Source organism: Flavobacterium sp. (assembly GCF_041911335.1).
Taxonomy (GTDB): domain Bacteria; phylum Bacteroidota; class Bacteroidia; order Flavobacteriales; family Flavobacteriaceae; genus Flavobacterium.
Map to the genome: position 1 here is coordinate 1 of NZ_JAYRPD010000033.1, position 25790 is coordinate 25790.

The 25790-nt window shown below is 33.2% G+C and carries 19 protein-coding genes; 17 read left to right on the forward strand and 2 right to left on the reverse strand.

Features of this window, described 5'->3' with window-relative positions:
* Window positions 1–179: 179 nt before the first annotated feature.
* A complete protein-coding gene (locus ACE3PD_RS04340; RefSeq protein ID WP_374399876.1) occupies window positions 180–2240 on the reverse strand; it encodes a M1 family metallopeptidase in 2061 nt (686 codons plus the stop codon).
* A 144-nt stretch (window positions 2241–2384) separates the two neighbouring features.
* Here ACE3PD_RS04340 and ACE3PD_RS04345 point away from each other — a divergent pair, with 144 nt between their 5' ends.
* The 15 genes from ACE3PD_RS04345 to ACE3PD_RS04415 all read left to right on the forward strand — a co-directional run bounded on the left by ACE3PD_RS04345 (window position 2385) and on the right by ACE3PD_RS04415 (window position 23492).
* Window positions 2385–4922 carry a DUF559 domain-containing protein gene (locus ACE3PD_RS04345; RefSeq protein ID WP_374399878.1) on the forward strand — a complete coding sequence of 846 codons (2538 nt, stop codon included), beginning with the start codon at window positions 2385–2387 and terminating at the stop codon, window positions 4920–4922.
* 198 nt (window positions 4923–5120) lie between these two features.
* Entirely contained in the window at window positions 5121–6179 is a 1059-nt protein-coding gene (locus ACE3PD_RS04350) for an efflux RND transporter periplasmic adaptor subunit (protein WP_374399880.1), read from the forward strand.
* Window positions 6180–6217: 38 nt separating this feature from the next.
* Entirely contained in the window at window positions 6218–9304 is a 3087-nt protein-coding gene (locus ACE3PD_RS04355) for an efflux RND transporter permease subunit (RefSeq protein WP_374399882.1), read from the forward strand.
* Between the two features lie 4 nt (window positions 9305–9308).
* Window positions 9309–10613 carry a TolC family protein gene (locus ACE3PD_RS04360; protein WP_374399884.1) on the forward strand — a complete coding sequence of 435 codons (1305 nt, stop codon included), beginning with the start codon at window positions 9309–9311 and terminating at the stop codon, window positions 10611–10613.
* Between the two features lie 88 nt (window positions 10614–10701).
* Entirely contained in the window at window positions 10702–11565 is an 864-nt protein-coding gene (locus ACE3PD_RS04365; RefSeq protein WP_374399886.1) for a bestrophin family protein, read from the forward strand.
* Between the two features lie 57 nt (window positions 11566–11622).
* Window positions 11623–12108 carry a hypothetical protein gene (locus ACE3PD_RS04370; RefSeq protein WP_374399888.1) on the forward strand — a complete coding sequence of 162 codons (486 nt, stop codon included), beginning with the start codon at window positions 11623–11625 and terminating at the stop codon, window positions 12106–12108.
* The gene (locus ACE3PD_RS04375) at window positions 12105–13118 is read left to right on the forward strand and encodes a proline iminopeptidase-family hydrolase (RefSeq protein ID WP_374399890.1); all 1014 of its coding nucleotides are present in this window, start codon (window positions 12105–12107) and stop codon (window positions 13116–13118) included. The genes ACE3PD_RS04370 and ACE3PD_RS04375 overlap by 4 nt, the downstream gene beginning before the upstream one ends.
* 61 nt (window positions 13119–13179) lie before the next feature.
* Entirely contained in the window at window positions 13180–15609 is a 2430-nt protein-coding gene (pheT, locus tag ACE3PD_RS04380) for a phenylalanine--tRNA ligase subunit beta (protein WP_374399892.1), read from the forward strand.
* A gap of 105 nt (window positions 15610–15714) precedes the next feature.
* A complete protein-coding gene (locus tag ACE3PD_RS04385) occupies window positions 15715–16473 on the forward strand; it encodes a Rossmann-like and DUF2520 domain-containing protein (RefSeq protein ID WP_374399894.1) in 759 nt (252 codons plus the stop codon).
* Entirely contained in the window at window positions 16457–16984 is a 528-nt protein-coding gene (locus tag ACE3PD_RS04390; protein ID WP_111567146.1) for an HAD family hydrolase, read from the forward strand. The genes ACE3PD_RS04385 and ACE3PD_RS04390 overlap by 17 nt, the downstream gene beginning before the upstream one ends.
* Before the next feature lie 157 nt (window positions 16985–17141).
* Window positions 17142–18065, forward strand: a complete 924-nt coding sequence (locus ACE3PD_RS04395) for a geranylgeranylglycerol-phosphate geranylgeranyltransferase (RefSeq protein WP_374399896.1) — start codon at window positions 17142–17144, stop codon at window positions 18063–18065.
* Window positions 18058–18642: a Maf-like protein gene (locus ACE3PD_RS04400; RefSeq protein WP_374399898.1), complete on the forward strand. Its 585-nt coding sequence runs from the start codon at window positions 18058–18060 to the stop codon at window positions 18640–18642. The genes ACE3PD_RS04395 and ACE3PD_RS04400 overlap by 8 nt, the downstream gene beginning before the upstream one ends.
* The gene (locus ACE3PD_RS04405) at window positions 18635–19171 is read left to right on the forward strand and encodes a mechanosensitive ion channel domain-containing protein (protein WP_374399900.1); all 537 of its coding nucleotides are present in this window, start codon (window positions 18635–18637) and stop codon (window positions 19169–19171) included. Before ACE3PD_RS04400 ends, ACE3PD_RS04405 begins: the two co-directional genes overlap by 8 nt.
* Before the next feature lie 84 nt (window positions 19172–19255).
* Window positions 19256–21703: a PIG-L family deacetylase gene (locus ACE3PD_RS04410; RefSeq protein ID WP_374399902.1), complete on the forward strand. Its 2448-nt coding sequence runs from the start codon at window positions 19256–19258 to the stop codon at window positions 21701–21703.
* A gap of 103 nt (window positions 21704–21806) precedes the next feature.
* Entirely contained in the window at window positions 21807–23492 is a 1686-nt protein-coding gene (locus ACE3PD_RS04415) for a sodium:solute symporter (protein WP_374399904.1), read from the forward strand.
* A 58-nt stretch (window positions 23493–23550) separates the two neighbouring features.
* Here ACE3PD_RS04415 and ACE3PD_RS04420 read toward each other — a convergent pair whose 3' ends face one another.
* Entirely contained in the window at window positions 23551–24402 is an 852-nt protein-coding gene (locus ACE3PD_RS04420) for a DUF2911 domain-containing protein (protein WP_374399906.1), read from the reverse strand.
* Window positions 24403–24536: 134 nt separating this feature from the next.
* On the opposite strand from ACE3PD_RS04420, the gene ACE3PD_RS04425 reads away from it, so the two are divergent.
* Together ACE3PD_RS04425 and ACE3PD_RS04430 are read left to right on the forward strand one after the other, a co-directional pair.
* The gene (locus ACE3PD_RS04425; protein ID WP_291107773.1) at window positions 24537–25004 is read left to right on the forward strand and encodes an SRPBCC family protein; all 468 of its coding nucleotides are present in this window, start codon (window positions 24537–24539) and stop codon (window positions 25002–25004) included.
* A 4-nt stretch (window positions 25005–25008) separates the two neighbouring features.
* Window positions 25009–25707 carry an SDR family NAD(P)-dependent oxidoreductase gene (locus tag ACE3PD_RS04430; RefSeq protein WP_374399909.1) on the forward strand — a complete coding sequence of 233 codons (699 nt, stop codon included), beginning with the start codon at window positions 25009–25011 and terminating at the stop codon, window positions 25705–25707.
* Window positions 25708–25790: the final 83 nt, after the last annotated feature.

The window sequence follows — 25790 nt, forward strand, 5'->3', positions numbered from 1 at the left end:
AACAACCTGTAAAAGCCAAAAACAAACTTATACAAACTACAATAAAAAACAGTTGCAAAAAGAAAAACGCTTATAACGGATGTTTAAAATCCTGTTACAAGCGTTTTTTTATTGACTAAAAAAGGCACTAATCAAAATAGTCGATGTTTTTCAGTGCCCTCGATTTAATCGGGACTTTTTTATTTTTCGTTTAAAAATTTCAAATACAACTCTTTCATGGTTTCATCCGAAGTTGCTGCTATTTTTTCAACTATTGTTCTGTATTCTTGTTTTTTGAATAATAAGCGAATGTTATCTCTAGCAAATTTGGTAAACTGCCATTTGTGATGTACAGTTGCTTTAAACAATAATTCAATTACTTTTTCATCATTTGGATTTAGTTGCAATAGCAATTCTAAAGCGTTTTGTCTAACGGAACTTTCGTAGTTTTCAGAAGCAAAATCCAACAATTGATTATACGAAGTAGCTTTTACTTGTTCTGGAAGATTTTCGGTATTCATTGCTAAAGCTAACCAAGTTAGACGGAAACTTTTATCATTGTTCCCAACAATCTCTTTTGTTTGTTCTAAACAACGCAAACGGTCATCTGGAAAGTTTTTCCATAAATTAGTTAAAGCAATTTCTTTAGTTTGATATGAATTGTCATTCAACAACGTTTCATATTGCAATTTAAAAGCTTCTGGAATTACAGGTGTTGATTCTGCAACGGCTCTTCGAACTAAAATATTATTTGTGGCTAAAGCAGTTTCTAAAATTACTTTTCGTTCTTCGAAAGGAATATTTCGCGTTTGATATACAATGTATTGTTTGATTGGATAATATGCGTCTGATTTTAAAATTTCAGTCAATTCAGCTAATGATTTTTTACTTTTCTTCAAAGCATAATAGTCTTGAATGAATTTATTTTTAGACAGATATTTTTGAGCGATTTCCATTTCAAATCCTGACTTTTCTAACCAAACCTTTTTAAAATTCTCCACATCATAACCCGAAACTTGTTTCACAATTTTCAAGAAATCATCCGTGTTTACGTTTTTGTATTGGTATCTCTTTAAATACTTTTTTACCGCTTTTTGGAAATTCTTTGCACCAATGTCTTCTCGCATTACATGTAATGCCCAAGCGCCTTTTTTGTAAAACGATAACGAACTAGCCTTTTCATTCATCACTGGAATTGTATCGGTTTTGGAAGCACGTTTTAATTGTTCGGCATAATCGTTTAATTCTTCGTAGAAATAATCATCTCCAAATAAATGACGTTCTGCTAATAACGCATAATAAGTCGCAAAACCTTCCTGCAACCAATGATGTTTACCAGATTGAGCCGTAATCAAATCCCCAAACCATTGATGTGCTAATTCATGTGCATTGACATTGACATAATTTCTATCGTTAAACCCTATTTCATCGACTACAAAATCTTGTGAAAAAATGGTAGAAGTCGTATTTTCCATTCCCGCATATAAAAAGTCCCGAACCGGAACTTGGCGGTAAATGCCCCAAGGATACTTCACTCCTATTTCTTGCTCCAAATAATCAAACATTTCTTTGGAATAACGAAACGTGGGTTCAAATTTAGAAACATCTTTCTTATCCAGATAAAATTCTAATGGCGTTCCTGATTTAGTTGTTGATGTTTGTTTTGCAAAGTTTCCTATGGCTAGCATAACTAAGTATGACGACATTGGTTTTTGCATTTGATAATTCCAAGTAATTAAATTTCCTTTCGAATTGTACTTATTTGAAATAAAAGCACCATTTGAAATCACTGGGAAAACATTTCTAAATTCAACTGAAATATTAAAAGTTACCTTTTCATTCACATCATCAAAACTTGGCAACCAATGACTAGTGTAGCGTCCTTGACCTTGTGTCCAAATTTGTAAATTTTCATCTTGACCTGTAAAATAAAGAGTTTGCTTCGGTTTTGCTGAATATCTGAAAGTTAGTTTGTTCTTTCCTTTTTTAAATCCTTCAAATAAATTTAATGCTTTTCCTGAGTTTTTGAAATTCACAGATTTTCCATTGATCATAACCCTTGAAAATTCCATGCTTTTAGCATCAATTTTAATGGTATCGATTGCTTTTTTTACTTTAAATTCATAAACAACATCACCATAAATTGATTTTTCTGAGGCATATGGAGAAACTGAAGCATCACATTTTATAAAATCAACTTTATTCGTTTGTTGGGCAAATGAAAGACTTACAAATAATAAAGAAAAAAGAATACGAAACATCTTAATAGAATTTAATAAGGTACGAATATAAACATTTTCAAATTCTCTCCTTTTTAAATTAACAAATTATAAACTATCTTCGCTTTTGAATCCACACATAAGTACAGACAAGTCACGACTTGTCACTACGACAAATAATAATAAATGAATCTACTCGAAACTCCCATAGAATATCTCAAAGGCGTTGGTCCACAACGTGGCGATTTATTGCGCAAGGAGTTGGGCATTTATAAGTACGCAGATTTACTGAATTTATTTCCCAATCGCTATATCGATAGAACGCGTTATTACAAGATTAACGAACTACAAAACAGCAATTCAGAAGTTCAAATTGTTGGAAAAATCATCAATATTAAAACCGTTGAACAAGGCAAAGGAAAATCAAGAGTAGTTGCCACTTTTGTTGACGAGACTGGTCAAATGGAACTCGTATGGTTTCAAGGTCAAAAATGGATTCGAGAAAGTATCAAAATCAATATTCCGTATGTGATTTTTGGAAAAGTTTCCCAATTTGGCTCTACTTTCAATATGGCGCATCCCGAAATGGAATTGTTAGATGAACACAAAGCCAGTCTTCGTTCGGCAATGCAACCCGTTTATCCAAGTACCGAAAAATTAGCCAATAAAGGGATTTCGAATAAAGTCATCAATAAAATGATGCAACAATTGTTTGTGGAAACCCAAGCTTTGTTTTCGGAAAACCTGCCCAATTATCTTTTAGACGAATTGAAATTGATTCCAAAAAATGCCGCGTTATTCAATATTCATTTTCCGAAAAGTCAAGATTTATTGGCAAAAGCGCAATTTCGATTGAAGTTTGAAGAGTTGTTTTTCATTCAATTGCAATTGATTACGAAAAATCTCATTCGCAAACACAAAATCAAAGGAATGCCGTTTGAAAAAGTGGGTGAAAACTTCAATAATTTCTATAAAAATCATTTGCCTTTCGATTTAACCAATGCCCAAAAACGAGTATTAAAAGAAATTAGAAACGACTTAGGAAGCAATGCTCAAATGAATCGTTTACTTCAAGGTGACGTAGGTTCTGGAAAAACGATTGTGGCTTTAATGTGCATGCTTTTGGCAAAAGATAATGGCTTTCAAAGTTGCTTAATGGCGCCAACAGAAATTTTAGCCAATCAACATTTTAACGGAATTACTGAATTAGCTAAAGAACTCAATATCAAAATAAAAATATTAACTGGTTCAACTAAAACTTCAGATAGAAAAATCATCCACGAAGAACTTGAAAATGGTAGTTTAGATATTTTAATTGGAACGCATGCCTTGTTAGAAGATAAAGTTCAATTCCATAATTTAGGCTTAGCGATTATAGATGAACAACATAGATTTGGAGTGGAACAAAGAAGTAAATTGTGGGGAAAAGCCTCCCCTAACCCCTCCAGAAGAGGGGAAACAGAGCGTGTGTTACAAAAATACCAAACAGCACGTCCTTCAACCTATGCGCTCTTAAAAGACCTAAAAAAAGAAAATAAAAAAAACAGTACCCAAGCAGAAAATGTTCTTTGGGAATGTTTAAGAAATAAAAATCTAAAGTATAAATTTAGAAGACAACACGTAATTGATATCTTCATTGCGGACTTTGTTTGTTTAGAAAAAAATCTGATAATTGAAGTTGATGGTGGTTATCACAACACTCCAGAACAGAAAGAAGCTGATGAATTACGAACCCAAATATTAAATGAAATTGGTTTTAAAGTAATTCGTTTCACTAATGAAGAAGTGATTAACAATACGGAAAATACATTAAAAAAAATCACGACAATCTTGGAAAGCCTCCCTTCTGGGGAGGTTGGTGGGGCTACTATTCCACCACACGTTCTCGTAATGACCGCAACTCCTATTCCTCGAACATTAGCAATGAGTTTGTATGGCGATTTAGATATTTCTGTCATTGATGAATTACCACCAGGAAGAAAACCGATTCAAACAGTACATAGATATGATTCGAACCGATTGAAAGTTTGGAAATTCTTGAAAGATGAAATTGCTAAAGGTCGCCAAGTGTATATTGTATATCCGTTAATTCAAGAATCTGAAAAAATGGATTACAAGGATTTGATGGATGGTTATGAAAGTATTTCAAGAGATTTTCCTTTACCACAATATTCTATTTCCATCGTTCACGGAAAAATGAAACCAGCTGATAAAGATGAAGAAATGCGTCGTTTTTCAGAAGGAAAAACTAACATTATGGTCGCAACGACTGTAATTGAGGTTGGTGTAAATGTTCCCAATGCTTCCGTGATGGTCATTGAAAGTGCGGAACGTTTTGGTTTATCGCAATTGCATCAGTTACGTGGACGTGTAGGTCGTGGTGCCGAGCAAAGTTATTGTATCTTAATGACAGGTCATAAACTAAGCAACGATAGTAAAATCCGAATGGAAACGATGGTGCGTACCAATGATGGCTTCGAAATTTCGGAAGTAGATTTAAAATTACGTGGTCCGGGTGACATTATGGGCAAACAACAAAGTGGTGTTTTAAATCTTCAAATTGCCGATTTGGTAAGAGATAAAGAAATTTTACAATTGGCGCGTCATCACGCTATCAAATTACTGAAAGATGATGCTCCTATGGAAAAACCAGAGCATGCAAAATTACGTGAAGCATTTATTGAGTTAAGCAAAAAGAAAACGATTTGGAATTACATTAGCTAAATTTCATTTAATGTAACGAAGTTTAGAAAAATTATAACAAAAAATAAATTTCAATACCTATTTCGTAACTTTTTTAAATAAATCTCAAATTTTTAAAACATTTGTACCTACAACAATGTTAAATAAATGGTAAGGTTTTGGCATAATTATTTCTTAAAACCTAGCTTTGTATAAAATCTTAAGTTTAGTCCCGCAATTATGAAAATAAAAACTATAAGCATCACGCTAATCACTTTAACTCTTGTTGGTTTAATTGGATATCGAATTACAAAAAACAATGCCGAATCTGAAAAAGGTGGCGGAAAAGGAGATAAAAAACCGCCAATGATGGTGGATGCTATAGTGGTTTCGGAAACTAATTTTGCGAATACTATTTCTCTTTCTGGTTCTATTGAAGCTAACGAGAATGTTGAAATCAGAAGTGAAGTTTCTGGAATTGTAGAAAAAATTTATTTCACAGAAGGAACAAACGTTAGCAAAGGCCAGGTTTTATTGAAAGTAAACGATATCGAACTTCGTGCCCAACTTTCGCAAGCCCAAACCCGTCAAAGTTTAGCTTCTGAAAATGAAAGAAGAGCTAAATTATTGCTACAAAAAGAAGCTATTTCTCAAGAAGAATATGATATCGCAAGTGCTGAATATAGAAGTCTTAAAGCGCAAACCCAATTGATTCAAGCGCAAATTGCTAAAACAAGTATAAGAGCGCCTTTTTCAGGAAAAATTGGTTTACGAAATATTTCTCCTGGAACTTATGTTACACCTACTACGCTAATCACCAAATTAGTTAGTGCGAATCAGGTAAAAATTAGTTTCTCTATTCCTGAAAAATATGCTTCGGAAGTGGAAAACAATACCAATATTCAATTTACGATTCCAAATAATCCTGAAAAATTCACAGCAAAAATTTACGCAATCGAACCTGAAATTGAAACTTCTACCCGAACCTTAAAAATTAGAGCGATTGCTGAAAATCCGAATGGAAAACTTTTAGCGGGAACCTTTGCTACTATTGAACTTCCTCTAAAAAATATCAAAGGAGCTATTCAAATTCCTTCTGAAGCGGTTGTTCCAGTGCAAGACGGAAAAGTAGTTTATATTGCTAATAACGGAAAAGCAAAAGAAGTAAAAATAGAAACTATCGCCAGAACTGATAAAGATGTAATCGTTACGCAAGGCGTAAAATCAGGAGATACGATTTTAACTTCTGGCGTTATGGCTTTAAAAGACGAAGCCGATATCAAAGTAAAAGTAAAATAAGCTTCTCTAAATTCTAATTTCAAACTTCTAAATTTAAAATGAGTTTATCTACTTTAAGTATAAAAAGACCCGTATTTACCATTGTAATCAATTTACTGATTATACTTTTTGGTATTTTAGGATTTAGTTATTTGGGAGTTCGCGAATTCCCATCAATTGATCCTGCCGTAATTAACGTACGAACGAATTACACCGGTGCTAACGCAGAAATTATCGAATCGCAAATTACCGAACCACTTGAAAAAGCCATTAACTCCATTGATGGTATTCGAAACATAACATCTTCAAGTAATCAAGGTTCGAGTAATATTACAGTCGAATTCAAATTAGAGAAAAACCTAGAAGAAGCTGCTAACGATGTGCGTGATAAAGTTTCGCAAGCCGTTAGAAGTTTACCACAAGATATTGATGCGCCACCAGTAGTTTCGAAAGCTGATGCCGATTCTGATGCTATTATTTCGATGACGGTTCAAAGTCAATCGAGAAACGCATTAGAATTGAGTGATTATGCCGAAAACGTAATTTCTGAAAGAATTCAGACGATTCCAGGCGTGAGTAGCGTACAAATTTGGGGACAAAAGCGTTATTCAATGCGTATTTGGATGGATCCTATCAAATTGAATGCTTACGGAATCACGGTTGCCGATGTTCGAAATGCTTTGGACAAACAAAATGTAGAATTGCCTTCGGGAAAATTAACAGGTGCCAATACCGAATTAATGGTAAAAACGCTTGGAAATTTATCTACAGAAAAAGAATTCAACGATATTATCATTTTAGCTGATGCCAATAAAACCGTTCGTTTAAGCGATATTGGTTATGCGGTTTTAGCTTCTGAAAATTTAGAAACCAAGTTTACCGAATCAGGTAATCCGATGGTGGCTGTGGCTATTATTCCACAACCTGGAACGAATTACTTAGAAATTGCCGAACAATTTTATGCCGAAGTTGATAAATTAAAGAAAGATTTACCGAGCGATATCAAATTAGATATTGCTTTAGATAATACTATTTTCATTAAAAAATCAGTTGTTGAGGTAGCGGAAACATTAGCCATTTCTGTAGTTTTGGTAATCATTATTATCTTCTTATTCTTTAGAGATTGGTCCATCGCATTCCGACCTTTAATTGATATTCCGGTTTCGTTGATTGCTACATTTTTTATCATGTATTTGTGTGGTTTCTCTATCAACGTTTTAACCTTGTTGGCAATTGTTTTAGCCACAGGATTAGTAGTTGACGACGGAATTGTAGTAACCGAAAACATCTTCAAAAAAGTCGAAGAAGGTATGTCGCCTATCCAAGCGGCTATCAAAGGTTCGAATGAGATTTTCTTTGCTGTAATTTCGATCTCGGTAACATTAGCAGCCGTTTTCTTACCGATTATTTTCTTAGAAGGTTTCGTTGGACGATTGTTCCGAGAGTTTGGTGTCGTCATTGGTGCTGCTGTACTGATTTCCGCCTTTGTATCGTTGACTTTAACACCAATGTTGAATGCCTATTTAATGAAAGGTGGTGAGCAAAAGAAAACAAAATTCTATGAATTTACAGAACCTTTCTTCGTAAGTTTAAATACAGGATACGCCAATGCATTAACTAAATTCTTAAAAAGAAAATGGTTGAGTTTCCCAATTATCGGAGTTTGTATTGGATTGATTGTGTTGTTTTTTGCCATTCTTCCTAAAGAAACCGCACCTTATGATGATAGAAGTTTAGGTGTAATTAGTGTCACAACTCCAGAAGGTTCAACTTATGAATATACTGACCGATTCATGGAAGAATTATCCGATTTAATCAACGATTCGATTCCAGAAAAGAAAGTAGCATTAGTAATTACTTCACCAGGTTTTATGTCTTCTTCGGTAAATGCAGGAAGGGTTCGTTTAGCATTGGTAGATCCTAGCGAACGTGAAAAATCACAAAAAGAAATTGTCGATGATTTGAACAAATGGACCAAAAAATATCCACAAGCCAAAGTTAACGTTTCGGAACAACCAACGATTTCAGTTAACAGACGTGGTGGTTTGCCAATTCAATACATTATTCAAGCGCCAAATTTTGAAAAATTAAGAGAAAAAATTCCGCAATTCATGGAAGAAGCGAGTAAAAACGAAACTTTCTCCAATGTCGACGTGAATTTAAAATTCAATAAACCTGAAATCAACGTAACCATTAATCGCGAAAAAGCAGAAAGTTTAGGGATTTCGGTTTTAGATGTAGCGCAAACATTGCAATTATCGTTAAGCGGACAACGTTTTGGTTATTTCATGCAAAACGGAAAACAATATCAAGTTATTGGACAATTTGACGAAAAAGACAGAGATGCTCCATTGGATTTAACTTCGATGTTTGTAAAAAACAAAGCAGGTGAATTAATCCAATTAGATAACGTAGTTGAGGTGGAAGAACAAAGTAATCCACCACAATTATTTCATAACAATCGCTATATGTCGGCAACGGTTTCAGCAGGTTTAGCACCAGGAAAAAGTATGATTGATGGAATCAATGCCATGGACGAAATCAAAGAAAAAGTGTTAGACGATACTTTTACAACCGATTTAGGTGGTGAATCGCGTGACTTCGTAGAAAGTAGTTCCAATACTTCTTTCGCTTTCGGATTGGCATTATTGTTAATTTATTTGATTTTAGCCGCTCAGTTTGAAAGTTTTATTGACCCATTTATTATTATCTTAACCGTACCAATGGCAGTAGCTGGAGCGTTATTCTCGCTTTGGTTATTTGGACAAACTTGGAATATTTTTAGTCAAATTGGAACCGTCATGCTGATTGGACTCGTTACCAAAAACGGAATTCTGATAGTCGAATTTGCCAACCAACTTCGAGAACAAGGAAAATCGAAATACGATGCCATTTTAGAAGCTTCGGAAGCGCGTTTACGACCAATTTTAATGACGAGTTTAGCCATTGCTTTAGGAGCTTTACCAATTGCTTTATCACTTGGAGCGGCTTCGGCAAGTAGAATGGGAATGGGAATTGTAATTGTGGGCGGAACTATGTTTTCGTTAATCTTAACTTTATTTGTAATTCCAGCTATCTATTTAATGTGGTCAAAAGCAAAAAAACACCGACCAGAATTTGATAATTTAGACGCTTTAGAGAAATAATAGTATGCAACATTTATATAAAATAGTATTCCTTTTTATCATCGGATTTTCAGCACAAGCACAAGAATTGCTTTCACTTGAAGACGCGGTAAAAATTGCCTTGGAAAACAATTACGATATTAAAATCGCAAAAAACAATTCCAAAATTGATGCAACCAACAACAATTTAGCCAATGCTGGAATGTTGCCTTCGTTGAATGCAAATTTTACTAACAATAATAGTCAATTAAATACCACTCAAACGCAAGCTGATGGAACCGAAAGAAAATTAGACAACGCTAAAAACATGAACTTAACCTATGGTGTTGGTTTAGATTGGACGATTTTTGATGGCTTAAGCATGTTTGCAAGAAAAGAGCAATTGAACGTTTTAGAACAACAAGGAAAAGCCGAATTACAAATTGCGATTTTAACCCGAATTAGCGATGTTTATACAACTTATTTCGATTTGGTGCAACAACAACAAGTTTTAGCTTCGATTGATACAGCGATTGTGATTTCAAACCAACGCTTAACTACTGCTCAAAATCGTTTTAGTATTGGAAAAGCTTCGAAATTAGAAGTTTTGAATGCGCAAGTAGATTTGAATAGCGATTTAAGTTTGCAATTGAGACAAAAAGAACTCATCAAAATCAGTAAAATTAGATTGAACGAATTATTAGTTCGCGATATTCAAACCGATTTTAAAGTGGCTAACGAAGTTACATTCGAACAAAATTTAGATTTCAACGAATTAAAATCGACAGCAGAAAAACAAAATCCGCAATTACAAGCGCAAATTCTATCTAAAAAAGTAGCCGATTTGAATTTGAAACAAGTCAAAGGCAATAGATATCCAACGGTTCGACTTACTTCAGGATATAATTTCACGCGTTCGGAAGCTTCTTTGGGATTCATCACACAATCTTCTGGACAAGGTTTTGTGTATGGAGTAACGGCTACTGTGCCTATTTTTAATGGCTTTCTTCAAAACAAAAACGAAAAAGTAGCGAAATATCAAGTAGAGAATGCAGGTTTACTTTTGGAACAACAAAAATTATCGTTAACCTCTCAATTATCGTCTTTATATGCGAGTTATCAAACCAATTTAGAGTTGATAAAAGTGGAAGAAAAAAACTTAGAAATCGCCAAACAAAACTTAGATATTACATTAGCGAAATTCAAAATTGGAACCATAACCACAATCGAATTTAGGACAGCTCAGCAAAACTTTGTTGAAGCGTCAGTTCGTTATTCGAATGCACAATATGTAACCAAACTTTCAGAAATTAATTTAAAAGAATTAGCCGGTACTTTAAAATTGAATTAATATTTTAGATTTGTTAAAATGTTTAATTGTGAAACTGTGAAATTGAGAATCTGCTTTTCACTAATCACTAATCACTAATCACTAAAAAATGGTTCAATACAACCCTAAAGACTGGATTACTTTTATCTTTCGTTTTCACGAATCGGATACGTTTCGCCAACTAATTCCTATGATGTTTTTCATTGGTTTTTATGCTTACGGAATTGCCTATTTGGAAATCGAATATTGGAAACTTTCTGAAACCAGTCATGTAAAGAACCTTAATATAATGCACACTACAGTAGGTTTTGTGTTGTCGTTATTATTGGCCTACCGAACCAATACGGCTTACGACCGTTGGTGGGAAGGTCGAAAACAATGGGGCGCTTTAGTAAACAATAGTCGAAATTTAGCTTTAAAACTTTCAGCTTATTTGTCTGATGAAAAAGATAGAAATTTCTTCAGAAAAGTAATTCCAGCTTATGCTTCGGTGCTTTCGAAACATTTGTTGAATGAAGATGTGAGTAAAATGTTGTTTGAAGGTTTGGATTTAGAAATAGATCATCACAAACATCGCCCAAATCAAGTGGCAAAAATGTTGTTTCAAAAGGCAAATGATTTGTACCAATCAGGAAAAATTACAGGTGACCAATTTTACATCATCAATTCAGAATTACAATCGTTTACTGATATTTGTGGCGCTTGCGAACGCATTAAAAACACGCCTATTCCCTACTCGTATAGTTCGTTTATCAAAAAATTTATTTTCTTTTTTGTGATGACGTTACCTTTCGGATTTGTATTTAGCTTGGGTTACTACGTAATTCCGGTAGTGATTTTTATCTTTTATGTTTTAGCGAGTTTAGAATTAATCGCCGAAGAAATCGAAGACCCATTTGGCAATGACGCCAACGATTTACCCATGACAAAAATTGCTTCGAATATAAAGAAACACGTGGAAGAGATTTTGTAAGGGTTTGGAGGAAATTTGGTATATTTGAGATATTTTAACCTAAAAAATCATCATAAAATGGAAATTAAAAATTATGATCATATTATTCCATCTGAAGATTTTGACATTGTTTTTATTGAAAAAAAATATCATAATGAAGATATTGTAAAGTCAACAGTTTTACTTTTTGAAAACAAGGAGATTAAAATCACAATAAAGTTTGACCTAACAAATTATAGCATAATTGATGAAAATAGTTTCTTATTTATTCCAGAAACGAACTTGTTATTTTATAGTGGAAATATTGAATGGTGTGTTTTTGACTTGAAAAACAAAAGCATTATAAGAAATGAAGAAGCAACTCAATTGCCTTATATAGAAAGAAGAAATAATGTAATTTTAATTTTTGATGATTTGTATGTAGAATGTACGAATTTGAAAGGAGAAACAATTGATAAAGTCCCAGTTGACCCACCAACAGAATCTATAGATTATGATGACAGAATCGAATTTAATAGTACTATTTTTGGAAAACAAATATTAAAACTAAAAAAACAACCATGAAAAACCTATTCCACACAACACTCCTACTCTTTACCATAGCTTTATTCACAAGCTGTAAACAAGAAACCGTAGCCACTCAAAACGATTATTTTGCACAATCTTCTGATAGTATTCAAAATGGTGGTGTAAAAGTGATTCCCATTACAACTCCAAAAGGTACTTTTAATGTTTGGACGAAACGTATTGGAAACAATCCAAAAATTAAAGTATTGCTTTTAAATGGCGGTCCAGGCGCTACGCACGAATATTTTGAATGTTTTGAAAACTTCTTACCAGCAGAAGGCATCGAGTTCATTTATTACGACCAATTAGGTTGCGGAAATGCCGATAATCCAAACGATACTGCTATGTGGGATTTACCAAGATATGTGGAAGAAGTAGAACAAGTACGTAAAGCTTTGAACTTAGACAATACTAATTTTTACTTGTTAGGTCATTCATGGGGCGGCATTTTAGCAATGGAATACAGTTTGAAATATCAAAACAACATGAAAGGCTTAATCATTTCGAACATGATGGCAAGTTGCCCTGAATATGATAAATATGCCAATGAAGTATTAGCCAAACAAATGAAACCAGAAGTATTGGCAGAATTGATGAAAATAGAAGCTAATAATGATTTTTCAAATCCAAGATATATGGAATTGTTGCTTCCGAATTTCTATGAAAAACACATTCTTCGTTTCCCAGCAAAAGATTGGCCAGAACCGGTAAATCGTTCGTTTGCTAAGATGAATCAGTCGCTTTATGTCACCATGCAAGGTCCGAGTGAATTTGGTATCTCAGGAAAATTAGAAAAATGGGACCGAAAATCGGATTTGAAAAACGTAAAAATCCCAACACTTGTTATAGGAGCGAAATACGATACCATGGATCCAAAACACATGGAAGAAATTTCGAAAATCCTACCAAATGGTTCGTATTTATTCTGTCCAAAAGGAAGTCATATGGCATTTTACGACGACCAAAAAACGTATTTTTCTGGATTGATTTCGTTCTTGAAAAAGTAATTTTAAGCTTTCAAACTCTTAAACTTTAACTTATATTTGCACTCTTAAAATTCGATACAAAATGCGTATATCTTACAATTGGTTAAAACAATTCATTAAAACCGATTTAAAATCTGAAGAAATTGCCGATATTCTTACCGACTTAGGTTTGGAAGTAGAAGGCGTTGACAAATACGAAAGTTTAAAAGGAGGTTTACAAGGCGTTGTGATTGGTCATGTGTTAACATGCGAAAAACATCCTGATGCTGATAAACTAAAAATCACAACGGTTGATTTAGGTGATGGAAACTCGCCAGTTCAAATTGTTTGTGGTGCTCCAAATGTGGCAGCGGGACAAAAAGTTCCTGTAGCGACAATTGGCACCAAGTTATTTGACAAAGAAGGAAACGCATTCGAAATTAAAAAAGGTAAAATCCGTGGACAAGAAAGTCACGGAATGATTTGTGCTGAAGACGAATTAGGATTAGGCGAAAGTCATGACGGAATTATGATTTTGAACGAAGACTTAAAACCGGGAACGCCAGCTTCAAAAGTATTCGAAATTGAAACGGATGAAGTATTCGAAATTGGTTTAACGCCAAACCGTGCTGACGCTATGTCTCACATGGGAGTTGCGCGTGATTTACGTGCTGGATTATTACAAAAAGGAACTACTTCGGAATTAATTACACCATCGGTAAGTAAATTTAAAGTAGAAAAACGTACTTTAAAAATTGATATAAAAGTAGAAAACGACAAATTAGCACCAAGATATTGTGGTGTTACGATTTCGGGAGTTACTGTAAAACCATCTCCAAATTGGTTACAAAACCGTTTGAAAGCGATTGGTTTAACTCCAAAAAACAATATTGTTGACGTTACGAATTACGTTTTACACGAATTAGGTCAACCGTTGCACGCTTTTGATGCCGCTCAAATTAGAGGAAATAAAGTAGTAGTAAAAACAGTTCCAGCAGGAACTAAATTTGTTACTCTAGATGATATTGAACGTACACTTCACGAAGAAGATTTAATGATTTGTGACGAAAGTGGTCCAATGTGCATTGCAGGTGTTTTCGGAGGAAAAACTTCGGGAGTTTCTGAAAAAACACAGGCTATTTTCTTAGAAAGCGCTTATTTTAATCCGGTTTCAGTTAGAAAAACGGCTAAAAGACATACATTAAGTACCGATGCTTCTTTCCGTTTTGAAAGAGGAATCGATCCAACTATTACCGAATACGCTTTAAAACGTGCGGCTTTATTGATTCAAGAAGTGGCAGGTGGAGAAATTACTTCGGATATTATTGATATTTATCCTAAAAAGATTGAAGATTTTAGTGTGTTTATTCATTTCAATAAAGTGAATAAAATCATTGGTGAAGAAATTAAACCAGAAACCATTAAAAAGATTTTAGTTTCATTAGATATTAAAGTAAATTCAATTTCTGATGCTGGTTTAGGGTTAATTATACCTTCATATCGTGTGGATGTTACTCGCGAAATTGATGTAATTGAAGAAATTTTACGTGTTTACGGATACAATAATATCAAAATTCCTTCTAAAGTGAATGCTACTACAGCCTATTCATCAAGAACGGAAGAATATAAAGTTCAAAATATCATTGCCAACCAATTGTGTTCATTAGGTTTCAACGAAATGATGGCGAATTCTTTAACTACGCCAGATTACGTAAAACTTTCGGAAAACTTGAAAGAAGAATTCAATGTAATGATGTTAAATCCGTTGAGTAGTGATTTATCAGCGATGCGTCAATCGTTATTGTTTTCTGGATTAGAGGCGGTTTCTTTCAATATTAATAGAAAAAGAAGCGATTTAAAGTTCTTCGAATTTGGAAAAAGTTACCACAAAACAGCCAATGGTCACGATGAAAACAAACACTTAACCTTATTGGTAACTGGAAACAGACAAAACGAAAGTTGGACTAATCCACAATCAAAATCTGATTTCTTCTTGTTTAAAGGGTATATCAACACCATTTTAAGTCGTTTGGGATTAGATAAAAAAGTGACTTCATTACCATTTGAAAATGATGTTTTCTCTGAAGGTTTAGCTTTAGCGGTTGGAAAAGAAGTAATTGTAGAATTTGGAACGGTTAAAAAATTAGTTTTAAAGCATTTCGATATCAAACAAGAAGTGTTGTACGCTGATTTTGCTTGGGATAAAATTCAGAAATACGTTTCTACAAAAATTAAATTCACCGATATTCCAAAATATCCTGAAGTTCGTAGAGATTTAGCGTTATTATTAGACGAAAACGTGAAATTTGAACAAATCTACAACATCGCAAAACAAACGGAAAAAGGATTATTAAAAGACGTGAACTTATTCGACGTTTACCAAGGAAATAACTTGCCAGAAGGTAAAAAATCCTACGCCGTAAGTTTCATTTTACAAGATGATTCTAAAACGCTAACCGATACTCAAATTGATAAAATTATGAGTAAACTTCAAAGTAATTTTGAAAGTCAATTAGGAGCTAGCTTACGCTAGTGTTCAGTTTACAGTCGCAGTTTACAGTATAAAAAAACTCTCGATTCAAATGAATCGGGAGTTTTTTTATTACAAAACTTCCTCAAAATTCACTATTTTTACCCCATGATAAAAGTCGTACTAATCGGTTCAGGAAATGTTGCCCAACACTTAATTCAGGTGTTGTTGCAGGCTAAAGAAGTGGATTTGGTACAAGCGTTTGCTCGTAACCCAAGTCATTTATCGCATTTGCTTCCAGAGCATAAAATTACAGCTGATTATCAAAAAATTACGGAAGCTGATTTGTATATTATTTCGGTTTCAGATAATGCTATTGCTAAAGTTTCTGCGCAGTTACCGTTTGAAAATCGTTTGGTAGTGCATACTTCTGGAACTTCTGACATTTCGGTGTTAAACGATAAAAATAGAAAAGGCGTTTTTTATCCGTTACAAACGTTTACTAAAGGAAAAGAAATCGACTTCGCTCCTATTCCCATTTGTTTGGAAGCTGAAAATGAAGCTGATTACCAACTTTTAGAAGAATTAGGCAATTGCATTTCGCAAAAAGTATTTCACATTTCTTCGGAACAACGCAAAAGTTTGCACGTGGCTGCTGTTTTTGTTTGTAATTTTGTGAATCATTTGTATGAAATTGGAAATGAAATTTGCGAAGAAAACAACGTTCCTTTTGAAATATTACATCCTTTAATTCAAGAAACAGCTCATAAAATCACGGAACTTTCTCCAAAAGAAGCGCAAACAGGTCCGGCTTTACGAAACGATACCAAAACCATTGAAAAACATTTAGATTTCTTAGAAAATCCCGAATATAAAAACCTATATCAATTACTTACACAATCGATACAACATGTCAAAAAGTTATAAAGAACTCATGAACGAAATCACCACTTTCATCTTCGACGTTGATGGAGTGCTAACTGACGGAACTATTCACGTAACCCCAACAGGCGAAATGCTTCGCAACATGAATATCAGAGATGGTTATGCCATGAAAGCCGCTGTTGAAAATGGCTACACGGTTTGTATTATTTCGGGAGGAAGTAATGAAGGTGTTCGCGTTCGTTTAAGAAATTTAGGAATTACCGATATTCATTTAGGTGTTCCAAACAAAGTAGAAACCTTCAAAGAATTCACTGATATTTACAATATCCAACCTGAAAATGTGTTATATATGGGAGACGATATTCCAGATTATCACGTAATGCAATTAGTAGGATTACCAACGTGTCCACAAAACGCAGTTCCAGAAATCAAAGGAATTTCTAAATATATTTCGCACGTAGAAGGCGGAAAAGGAGCCGTTCGTGATGTTATCGAGCAAGTGATGAAAGTCCAAGGCAAATGGATGGAACATTTTGATGCGAAGTTTGATTAAATTTATGGAAGTTGGAAGATGGAAGTTGGGTGTCGGAAGTTTTAAATGTAAAATAAACAAGTGAAACATCTCTGTGTGCCTCTTTCAATAAAATCCAAATCAAAAAAAACTCGGTGAAGCTCTGTGTAAAAACCTGAAACTCGTAACAAAAAAAAACATGAAATACCTAAAACTAATTCGATACCAAAATTTATTAATGCTTGTCTTCATGCAATTGGTGTTTCGTTATTTATTTTTAGCACAATCGTATGTAGATTTAGCCTTAACCGATATTAATTATATTTTATTAGTCATTGCAACTGTTTGTATAGCAGCAGGTGGTTATGTCATCAATAATATTATGGATCAAGATACCGATGAAATTGCAAAACCACAAAACCGAGTAGTTGGGGTTTCTATTTCGGAAACGGTGGCTTATAATTGGTACATTGGTTTGACGATTGTGGGAGTTGGAATTGGGTTTTATCTTTCTAATGTAATTTACAAACCTACTTTCGCTTCGATGTTTATTTTGGTGGCGACTTTACTTTATATGTATGCTACGAGTTTTAAACAAATTCCAGTTCTTGGAAATGTGGTAGTAGCTTTGATGCTTTCCACTAGTATTATCATCATTGGATTATTTGATATTTTACCAGCAATTGATGTTGATAATCGTTTCCGAATGAAAGAAGCCTTTGATATTTTAATGCATTATGCGATTTTTGCTTTTATCATTAATTTAATTCGTGAAATTGTAAAAGACATGGAAGATATGGATGGCGATTATCAATCGGGAATTAACTCCTTACCTATTGCCATCGGAATTAAAAAAACGAAGATTATTGTTGGAGTTTTAACCGTACTTTCAATTGGAGTTTTAGCGTATTATGTTAATTCTAATTTATTCGAATTGGATTACGTAGTGTATTATGCGATGATTTTAATTGTTGGCCCACTAATTTATTTCGGAGTAAAATTACTAAATGCTGCAACTAAAAAAGAATTCCATCATTTGAGTTTGGTTTTGAAAATCATATTGTTTTTCGGAATTTTATCGATTGCTGTTATCGTTTTCAATTTAAAATTAGCTAATGCTTAAAGAGAAATTAAATAAAATCAACATCATTTTAGCTTCGGGTTCGCCCAGAAGACAGCAGTTTTTTAAGGAAATGGATTTGCATTACACCATTCGCTTAAAAGAAATTGAAGAAATCTATCCAGAGCATTTACAAGCGGAAGAAATCACCAATTTCTTAGCCGAATTAAAAGCAAGTGCCTTCGAAAACGAACTAAAAGAAAACGATGTTTTAGTTACGAGTGACACTATTGTTTGGCTAAACGGAAAAGCTTTGGGTAAACCAAAAGATTATGACGATGCGTTTAAAATGTTACAACAATTAGCGAATCAAACACATGAAGTGATTACATCTGTTTGCTTGAAATCGATTGACAAAACAGAAGTTTTTCATTGTGTGACCAAAGTTACTTTTGCTAATTTATCGGATGAAGCAATCAGATATTATCTTGATAATTACCAACCTTTTGACAAAGCTGGAAGCTACGGAATTCAAGATTGGATTGGTTTAATCGGTATTTCAAAAATTGAAGGTTCGTATACGAATGTGGTAGGATTACCAACAGAAATATTATTTCAAAAATTAATGAATTATGCTTAAATTTATTGATAATCCGTATTTACACGAAGAAATTGCAACACTTGTTGTGCTACTACTTTATGTTATTTTACGAATTAGCATTGCTAAAATTGTTACGCGTTTCGCCCGATTAAATGAAGTTTTAGAACATCGTACAAATTTGATTATCAAATACATAAATTTACTTCTTGGAATTTTAGCCATAATATCCATAACTATCATTTGGGGAGTTAAAAAAGACCAAATTTTACTTTTCATATCTTCAGTTTTTGCAGTGGTTGGTGTAGCTTCGTTTGCCCAATGGTCGATTTTGAGTAACATTACGGCAGGAATTATTTTATTTTTTTCTTATCCCTTTAAAATTGGTGATAAAATTAAGATTCACGATAAAGAATATCCAATAGAAGGCGAAATTGAGGATATTAAAGCATTTTACGTTGTACTAAAAACTAGCGATGGTGAAATGGTTACTTATCCAAACAATTTATTGATGCAAAAAGGAATTTCTGTTGTAAATAAACCTTTAGAAGAAAAAGAGTTTTTTGATTAAATCAACTTATAAAAAACTGTTAAAAAGGAAGCGATTAAAACTTCCTTTTTTTTATTTCCTTATTTTTGAAACAAAACCATTGTAATGAACAGAAGCTTTACTTCAATTTTTATATTCTTAATTTCTATAATAACATACGCTCAAGCGCCACAAAAACTGAATTCAGTTGAAATATACGAGCAAGTTCAAAAACTAAATTTCTTAGGAAAAGTATTGTATGTTGCCGCACATCCTGATGATGAAAACACAAAACTTATCACCTATTTTTCAAATCATTACCACGCACAAACCGCTTATTTATCGTTAACTCGTGGTGATGGCGGACAAAATTTAATTGGAACTGAATTGAGGGAAAAACTTGGAGCCATAAGAACGCAAGAATTATTAGCAGCAAGAAGAATTGATGGTGGCGAGCAGTTCTTTACGCGCGCTAACGACTTCGGATTTTCAAAAGAACCGAATGAAACCTTTTCCATTTGGAACAAAAATGAAGTGATGGAAGATGTTATTCAAGTAATTGAAACGTTTCGTCCTGATATTATAGTAAATCGTTTTAGTCACAACACTCCAGGAACTACGCACGGACATCATACCGCTTCGGCTATGTTGAGTTTAGAAGCGTATGATTTGGTGAAATATAAACCAAAACGCATTTTTTTCAATACTTCTTGGTGGTTTTACGGAAGTCAGGAAGCGTTTGATGCTGCTGATAAATCAAAATTATTAGCGATAAATTCCAATGTTTATTATCCGTTAAAAGGAAAAAGTAACAACGAAATTGCTGCTTTGAGCCGAAGTCAACACAAATGTCAAGGTTTTGGAACACTTGGAAGTCGTGGTGACGAAATCGAATATTTAGAACTTTTAAAAGGTGATTTACCAAGTAATACCAATCTTTTTGAAGGGATTGATACCTCATGGAATCGAGTAAAAGGTGGAAATGAAATTGGAAAAATTCTTTACGAGATTGAGAAGAATTTCAACTTTGGAAATCCGTCAGTTCATATTCCGAATTTGATTAAAGCGTATGATTTGATTCAAAAATTAGAAGATGCTCATTGGAAAGAAATCAAATCAAAACAAATTATTAAGATTATTGAAGCGTGTAGCGGTTTATTCATGGAAGCGGTTGCAGATACTGAAACCACAACAAAAGATAGTAATTTCAACATCAATATTGAAGTAATTAACAGAAGTCAATCGAATGCAAAATTGATTTCAGTGAAAGCCTTGCAACTTCCGTTAGAAACAAAAAATGCTGTTTTAAAAAATAATGAAAAAAAAAGTTTTCAATTTAAGAATGTAATAATTGGCGAAAATGTTGATTATTCCAACTTATTCTGGTTAAAAGAACAACAAACCGAAGGAATGTATCGTGTTTCGGATAAATCTATTCGAATTTTACCTGAAGTTTCATCAAATTTTCCAGTTGTTTTCACCATCGAAATTGAAGGGAAAACAATTGAATTCGTTAAGAATATTTGCTATAAATTTAATAATCCAGATGACGGAGAAACTTATGTTCCTTTTACCGTTTTACCTGATGTTACTACTAAAATTGAACCTGAAGTTATAATTTTTAACGGAACCCAATCTAAAGAAATAACGGTTTCAGTAAAAGCTCATAAAGCCAATGCAAAAGGCGTTTTATCATTAAATATTCCAACGGATTGGAAAGTAAATCCAAAAGAAATTCCATTTGAAATTACCACCAAAAACGAAGAGAGAAAATTCACATTCACACTTTATCCAACAAAACCCGAAATTGCTACAAAGTTGAGTGCAAAAGCTCAAATTGGTAATCAAACATTTACTGATAAATTAATTACGATTCAATATCCACACATTCCAAAACAAACCATTTTAGTGCCTTCTGAATCTAAATTAGTAAAATTAGACATAGAAACTAAAGGCAAAAATATTGGTTACATTATGGGCGCAGGCGATGAGGTAAACAAGAATTTAGAAAATCTTGGATTTAAAGTTTCAACAATCAATCCGAACGAAATTTCAATAGAAAAACTACAACAATTTGATGCTGTAATTTTGGGAATTCGAGCGTTTAATGTAATTGATGAATTAAAATACAAGAATAAAATATTATTTGAATATGTAGAAAAAGGTGGTAATTTAATAATTCAGTACAACACTACTAACAATTTGGTTACCAAAGAAATAGCACCATACAATTTAAAACTTTCAAGAGATCGTGTAACCGATGAAAATGCAAAAGTTACTTTCTTAGCACCGAATCACAAAGTACTAAATCAACCAAACAAAATTTCAGAAAAAGATTTCACAGGTTGGGTTCAAGAGCAAGGATTGTATTATCCTAACGAATGGAGTTCAGAATTTATTCCTATTTTAGCTTCTAATGACGAAGGTGAAACGCCAAAAAAAGGCGGATTATTAATCGCAAAACATGGAAAAGGAAATTACATTTACACCGGATTAAGTTTCTTTAGAGAACTTCCAGAAGGCGTAAGTGGCGCATATAGATTATTGGCTAATTTAATTGCATTAGATAAGTAATGGAAGAAAAACATCGATGGAAAAAAAGTTATAGCATTGTACTGATTTTGAATGCTATCTACATTTTGATTTTCTATTTATTAAAAGAAATTTATACCTAATTATGGAAAATTTAGATTGGATAGTTTTATCAGTCACTTTATCGTTTATCGTCATTTACGGAATCCTAAAAACCAAAGGAAGTGCCAATGTAAAAGACTATTTATTAGATAACAACGAAACGCCTTGGTTTACCGTTGGAGTTTCGGTTATGGCAACACAAGCCAGCGCGATTACCTTTTTATCAACGCCAGGGCAAGCTTATCATGACGGAATGGGATTTGTACAATTCTATTTCGGACTTCCATTAGCCATGATTGTTATTGCGTATACTTTTATTCCGATTTACCATCGCTTGAAAGTGTATACGGCCTACGAATATTTAGAACAACGATTCAACATTGAAACTAGAACATTAGCCGCTATTTTATTCCTAATTCAAAGAGGATTAGGAACCGGAATTACGATTTATGCTCCTTCTATTATTTTATCGGCTTTATTGGGTTGGAACTTGAATATGCTGAATATCATTATTGGTATTTTAGTAATCGTTTACACCGTAACAGGTGGAACTAAAGCCGTTAACGTTACCCAAAAACAACAGATGTTCGTGATTATGTCGGGAATGTTTATTATTTTCTTTTACATTTTAACGAATTTACCACACGAAGTAGATTTCTCAAATGTTCTTCATTTGGCTGGTGCTAATGGAAAAATGGATATTCTAGATTTCTCTTACAATCCTGAAACACGTTACACGTTCTGGAGCGGAATAACTGGTGGATTCTTTTTAATGCTTTCTTATTTTGGTACCGATCAATCTCAAGTTGGTCGCTACTTATCAGGAAAATCGGTTAAAGAAAGCCAAATGGGATTAATCATGAACGGAATTTTAAAAGTTCCGATGCAATTTTTCATTCTTTTAACTGGAGTTTTGGTTTTTGTTTTCTTTCAATTTAACGATGCACCACTTCATTTCAATCCAACAAATGTTGAAAAAGTAAAAGCTTCGGAATATAAAGCCGATTATGAAAATTTAGAACAAAAGTTAACCCAAATCAACACAGATAAAAAAATTGTGAATCAAATTTACATTGAACAATTAAAACACAATGAATTCGATAATCCAATTCTGAAAAAACAAATGGTAGCGCTTTCTTTAAAAGAGAAAGATTTACGAGAAGACGCCAAAGAAGTAATTAAAAAAGCAGATGGAAAAACAGAAACCAATGACAAAGATTATGTTTTCCTTTACTTTATTCTAAATTACTTACCAAAAGGTCTTTTAGGATTATTGTTAGCTGTAATTTTCAGTGCAGCTATGTCATCAAGTGCTTCTGGCTTGAATTCACTTGGTGCTACTTCAGCTATTGACATCTACAAAAGAAATGTAAGCAATAAATCCGATAAACATTATGTAGTAGCTACACAATATTTCACGGTATTTTGGGGAGTTGTAGCAATTGGATTTGCTTGTATAAGTTCGTTATTCGAAAATTTAATTCAATTAGTAAATATCATTGGTTCGATTTTCTACGGAACGGTTTTAGGAATTTTCTTGATTGGATTTTATATCAAGTATATCAAAGGAAAAGCGGTTTTTATTGGAGCTTGTATTAGTCAGCTAGCCATATTTTATATTTTCTATTTAGATGTAGTGAGTTATTTATGGTTGAATTTTATTGGTGCTTTACTAACAATCAGTATTTCTTATTTACTTCAGAGAACATTCAATAAAACTGACATATAACACATAAAAAAAGTCCCAAATTAATTTGGAACTTTTTATTTGAATTAATTCTTAACTCTTATTTTGACCATTCAGCAATGCTGTCTTTGTTCATTTTTTCATAGTCGGCGTTTCCTGCTTTAACTGATAAAGCTAAAGATTCTTTTGCAGTAGCAATAGCTCCTTTTTTGTCACCCAATTTAGCTTGAATTAATGATTTTAATCTCAAGTACCAAAATGGTGTATCTCTATCTTTTGGTGAATTTGAAATAGCATTGTTAACCCAAGTTAACGCTTTGTTTAAATCACCATTTGATTGATAATAATATTGAGCCGAAGAAAAATAATCAGCAGCCGAAGGGCCTGACAATGCTTTTTCAATACTCTTCATCGCCATTTCTTGTGTTGGAACTGAAAATGGAATACTTACCATTGTTCTTTCCCAAGACAACTCGATAACACCTGTATCATTTGTCAAATTGTTTAAGAAAATTGAAAATGATTCAATTGATTTATTTAATGTTTCTGGCTTAACCGTAACTTTTAATGCAACTTTTGCATCATCCCATTTCTCTGGTAAACCCCAATTGTTTGTATCAGTATAGAAAACTACATCCCAACTATCCGCTTTTGGAGTTGTAAATAATGCATACTTACCTTTTTTAAGGTCTTTACCTGCTACTTTTACATCTTCGCTAAATGAAATAGTGGTATTAGCATTAGCTCCTGTTCTCCATAATTTTCCAAAAGGAACTAAATCTCCATAAACAGTTCTTCCTTTTGCACTCGGTCTAGAGTATTCTACTTGTACAGTTGTTAGTCCAACAACTTGTTCAACTTTTGCTAATGGACTTGATTGAGGTGTTTTTACTTGAGCCTCAACCATAAAATTGGCTAATACTACAGCCAACATTACAATAATTTTTCTCATAGGTTATGTTTTTGATTTCCAAATTTACAAATTGTCATGAAATCAAATGTTAATTTATACTTAAATGATTTAATTTTGTTTAATAAAAACAAATAAAGTTTAAACAATTTTGTAATTTTACAAAAAAATAGAAAATGAAAATCTACCGTTTACATACCAAACAAAATTTACCAATCAGCATTGACAAAGCTTGGGAACTTTTATCTGATCCAAAGAATTTACAACTTATAACACCCGATTACATGGGATTCAAAATTCTTTCAGGAGCAGATAGACCTATGTTTCCAGGTCAAATCATACAATATATTGTAACTCCTGTTCTAGGAATTCCAACTAAATGGGTTACAGAAATAACTCACGTGGTAGACAAACAGTATTTTGTAGATGAGCAACGTTTTGGTCCCTATGCACTATGGCATCATAAACATTTCATCAAAGAAATCCCAGGTGGAGTTGAAATGGAAGATATTGTAGATTATAAAGTGCCTATGGGTATTTTAGGTCAACTCGTTCATCCTATTTTAGTGAAACCTAAACTAGATGAGATATTTGAATACCGAAGAAAAAAATTAATCGAATTGTTTGGAGAATTTAAAGGATAACATCATGAAAAACATATTATTAATAGGTGGTTCTTACGGAATTGGATTAGCCATAGCAAAAGAACTACAATTTGAAAATAACGTTTATATTGCTTCAAGAAGTAATGAAAATTTAGCCGATGTTAAAGCAACTCACATTGCATTTGACGCAACAAATGACACCATTGATACATCTAAATTACCAAATGTAATTGATGGTCTAGTATATTGTCCAGGAAGCATTAATTTAAGACCTTTCAAAGGACTAAAACCAGAAGCTTTTGAATCCGATTTACAAATTAATTTCTTAAGTTTGGTAAAAGTAATTCAATCGGTTTTGCCAAATCTATTAGCATCGGAACAAGCGAGTATAGTTGCTTTTAGTAGTGTAGCTGCTACCATGGGAATGCCATTTCATACTAGCGTTGCCGCTTCAAAAGGAGCAATAGAAGGTTTTGCAAAAGCTTTAGCAGCAGAATATGCACCAAAAATCAGAGTAAACGTAATTGCTCCGTCATTAACCGATACACCTTTAGCCGATAAATTCTTAAACAACGAAACCAAACAAGAAAAATCAGCCGAACGTCATCCATTAAAACGATTTGGAAAACCAGAAGACAGTGCACAAATGGCAACTTTTTTATTAAGTGATAAAAGCAGTTGGGTTTCTGGACAGATATTTCACGTTGATGGCGGAATGTCAACATTATTAGTAAACGGATAACTAGTTCAAGAGCAAGTTCAATTTCAAGTTCAAAAATCAAACCTGAAACTTGAAACTTGAAACCTGAAACTTTAAACAATTAA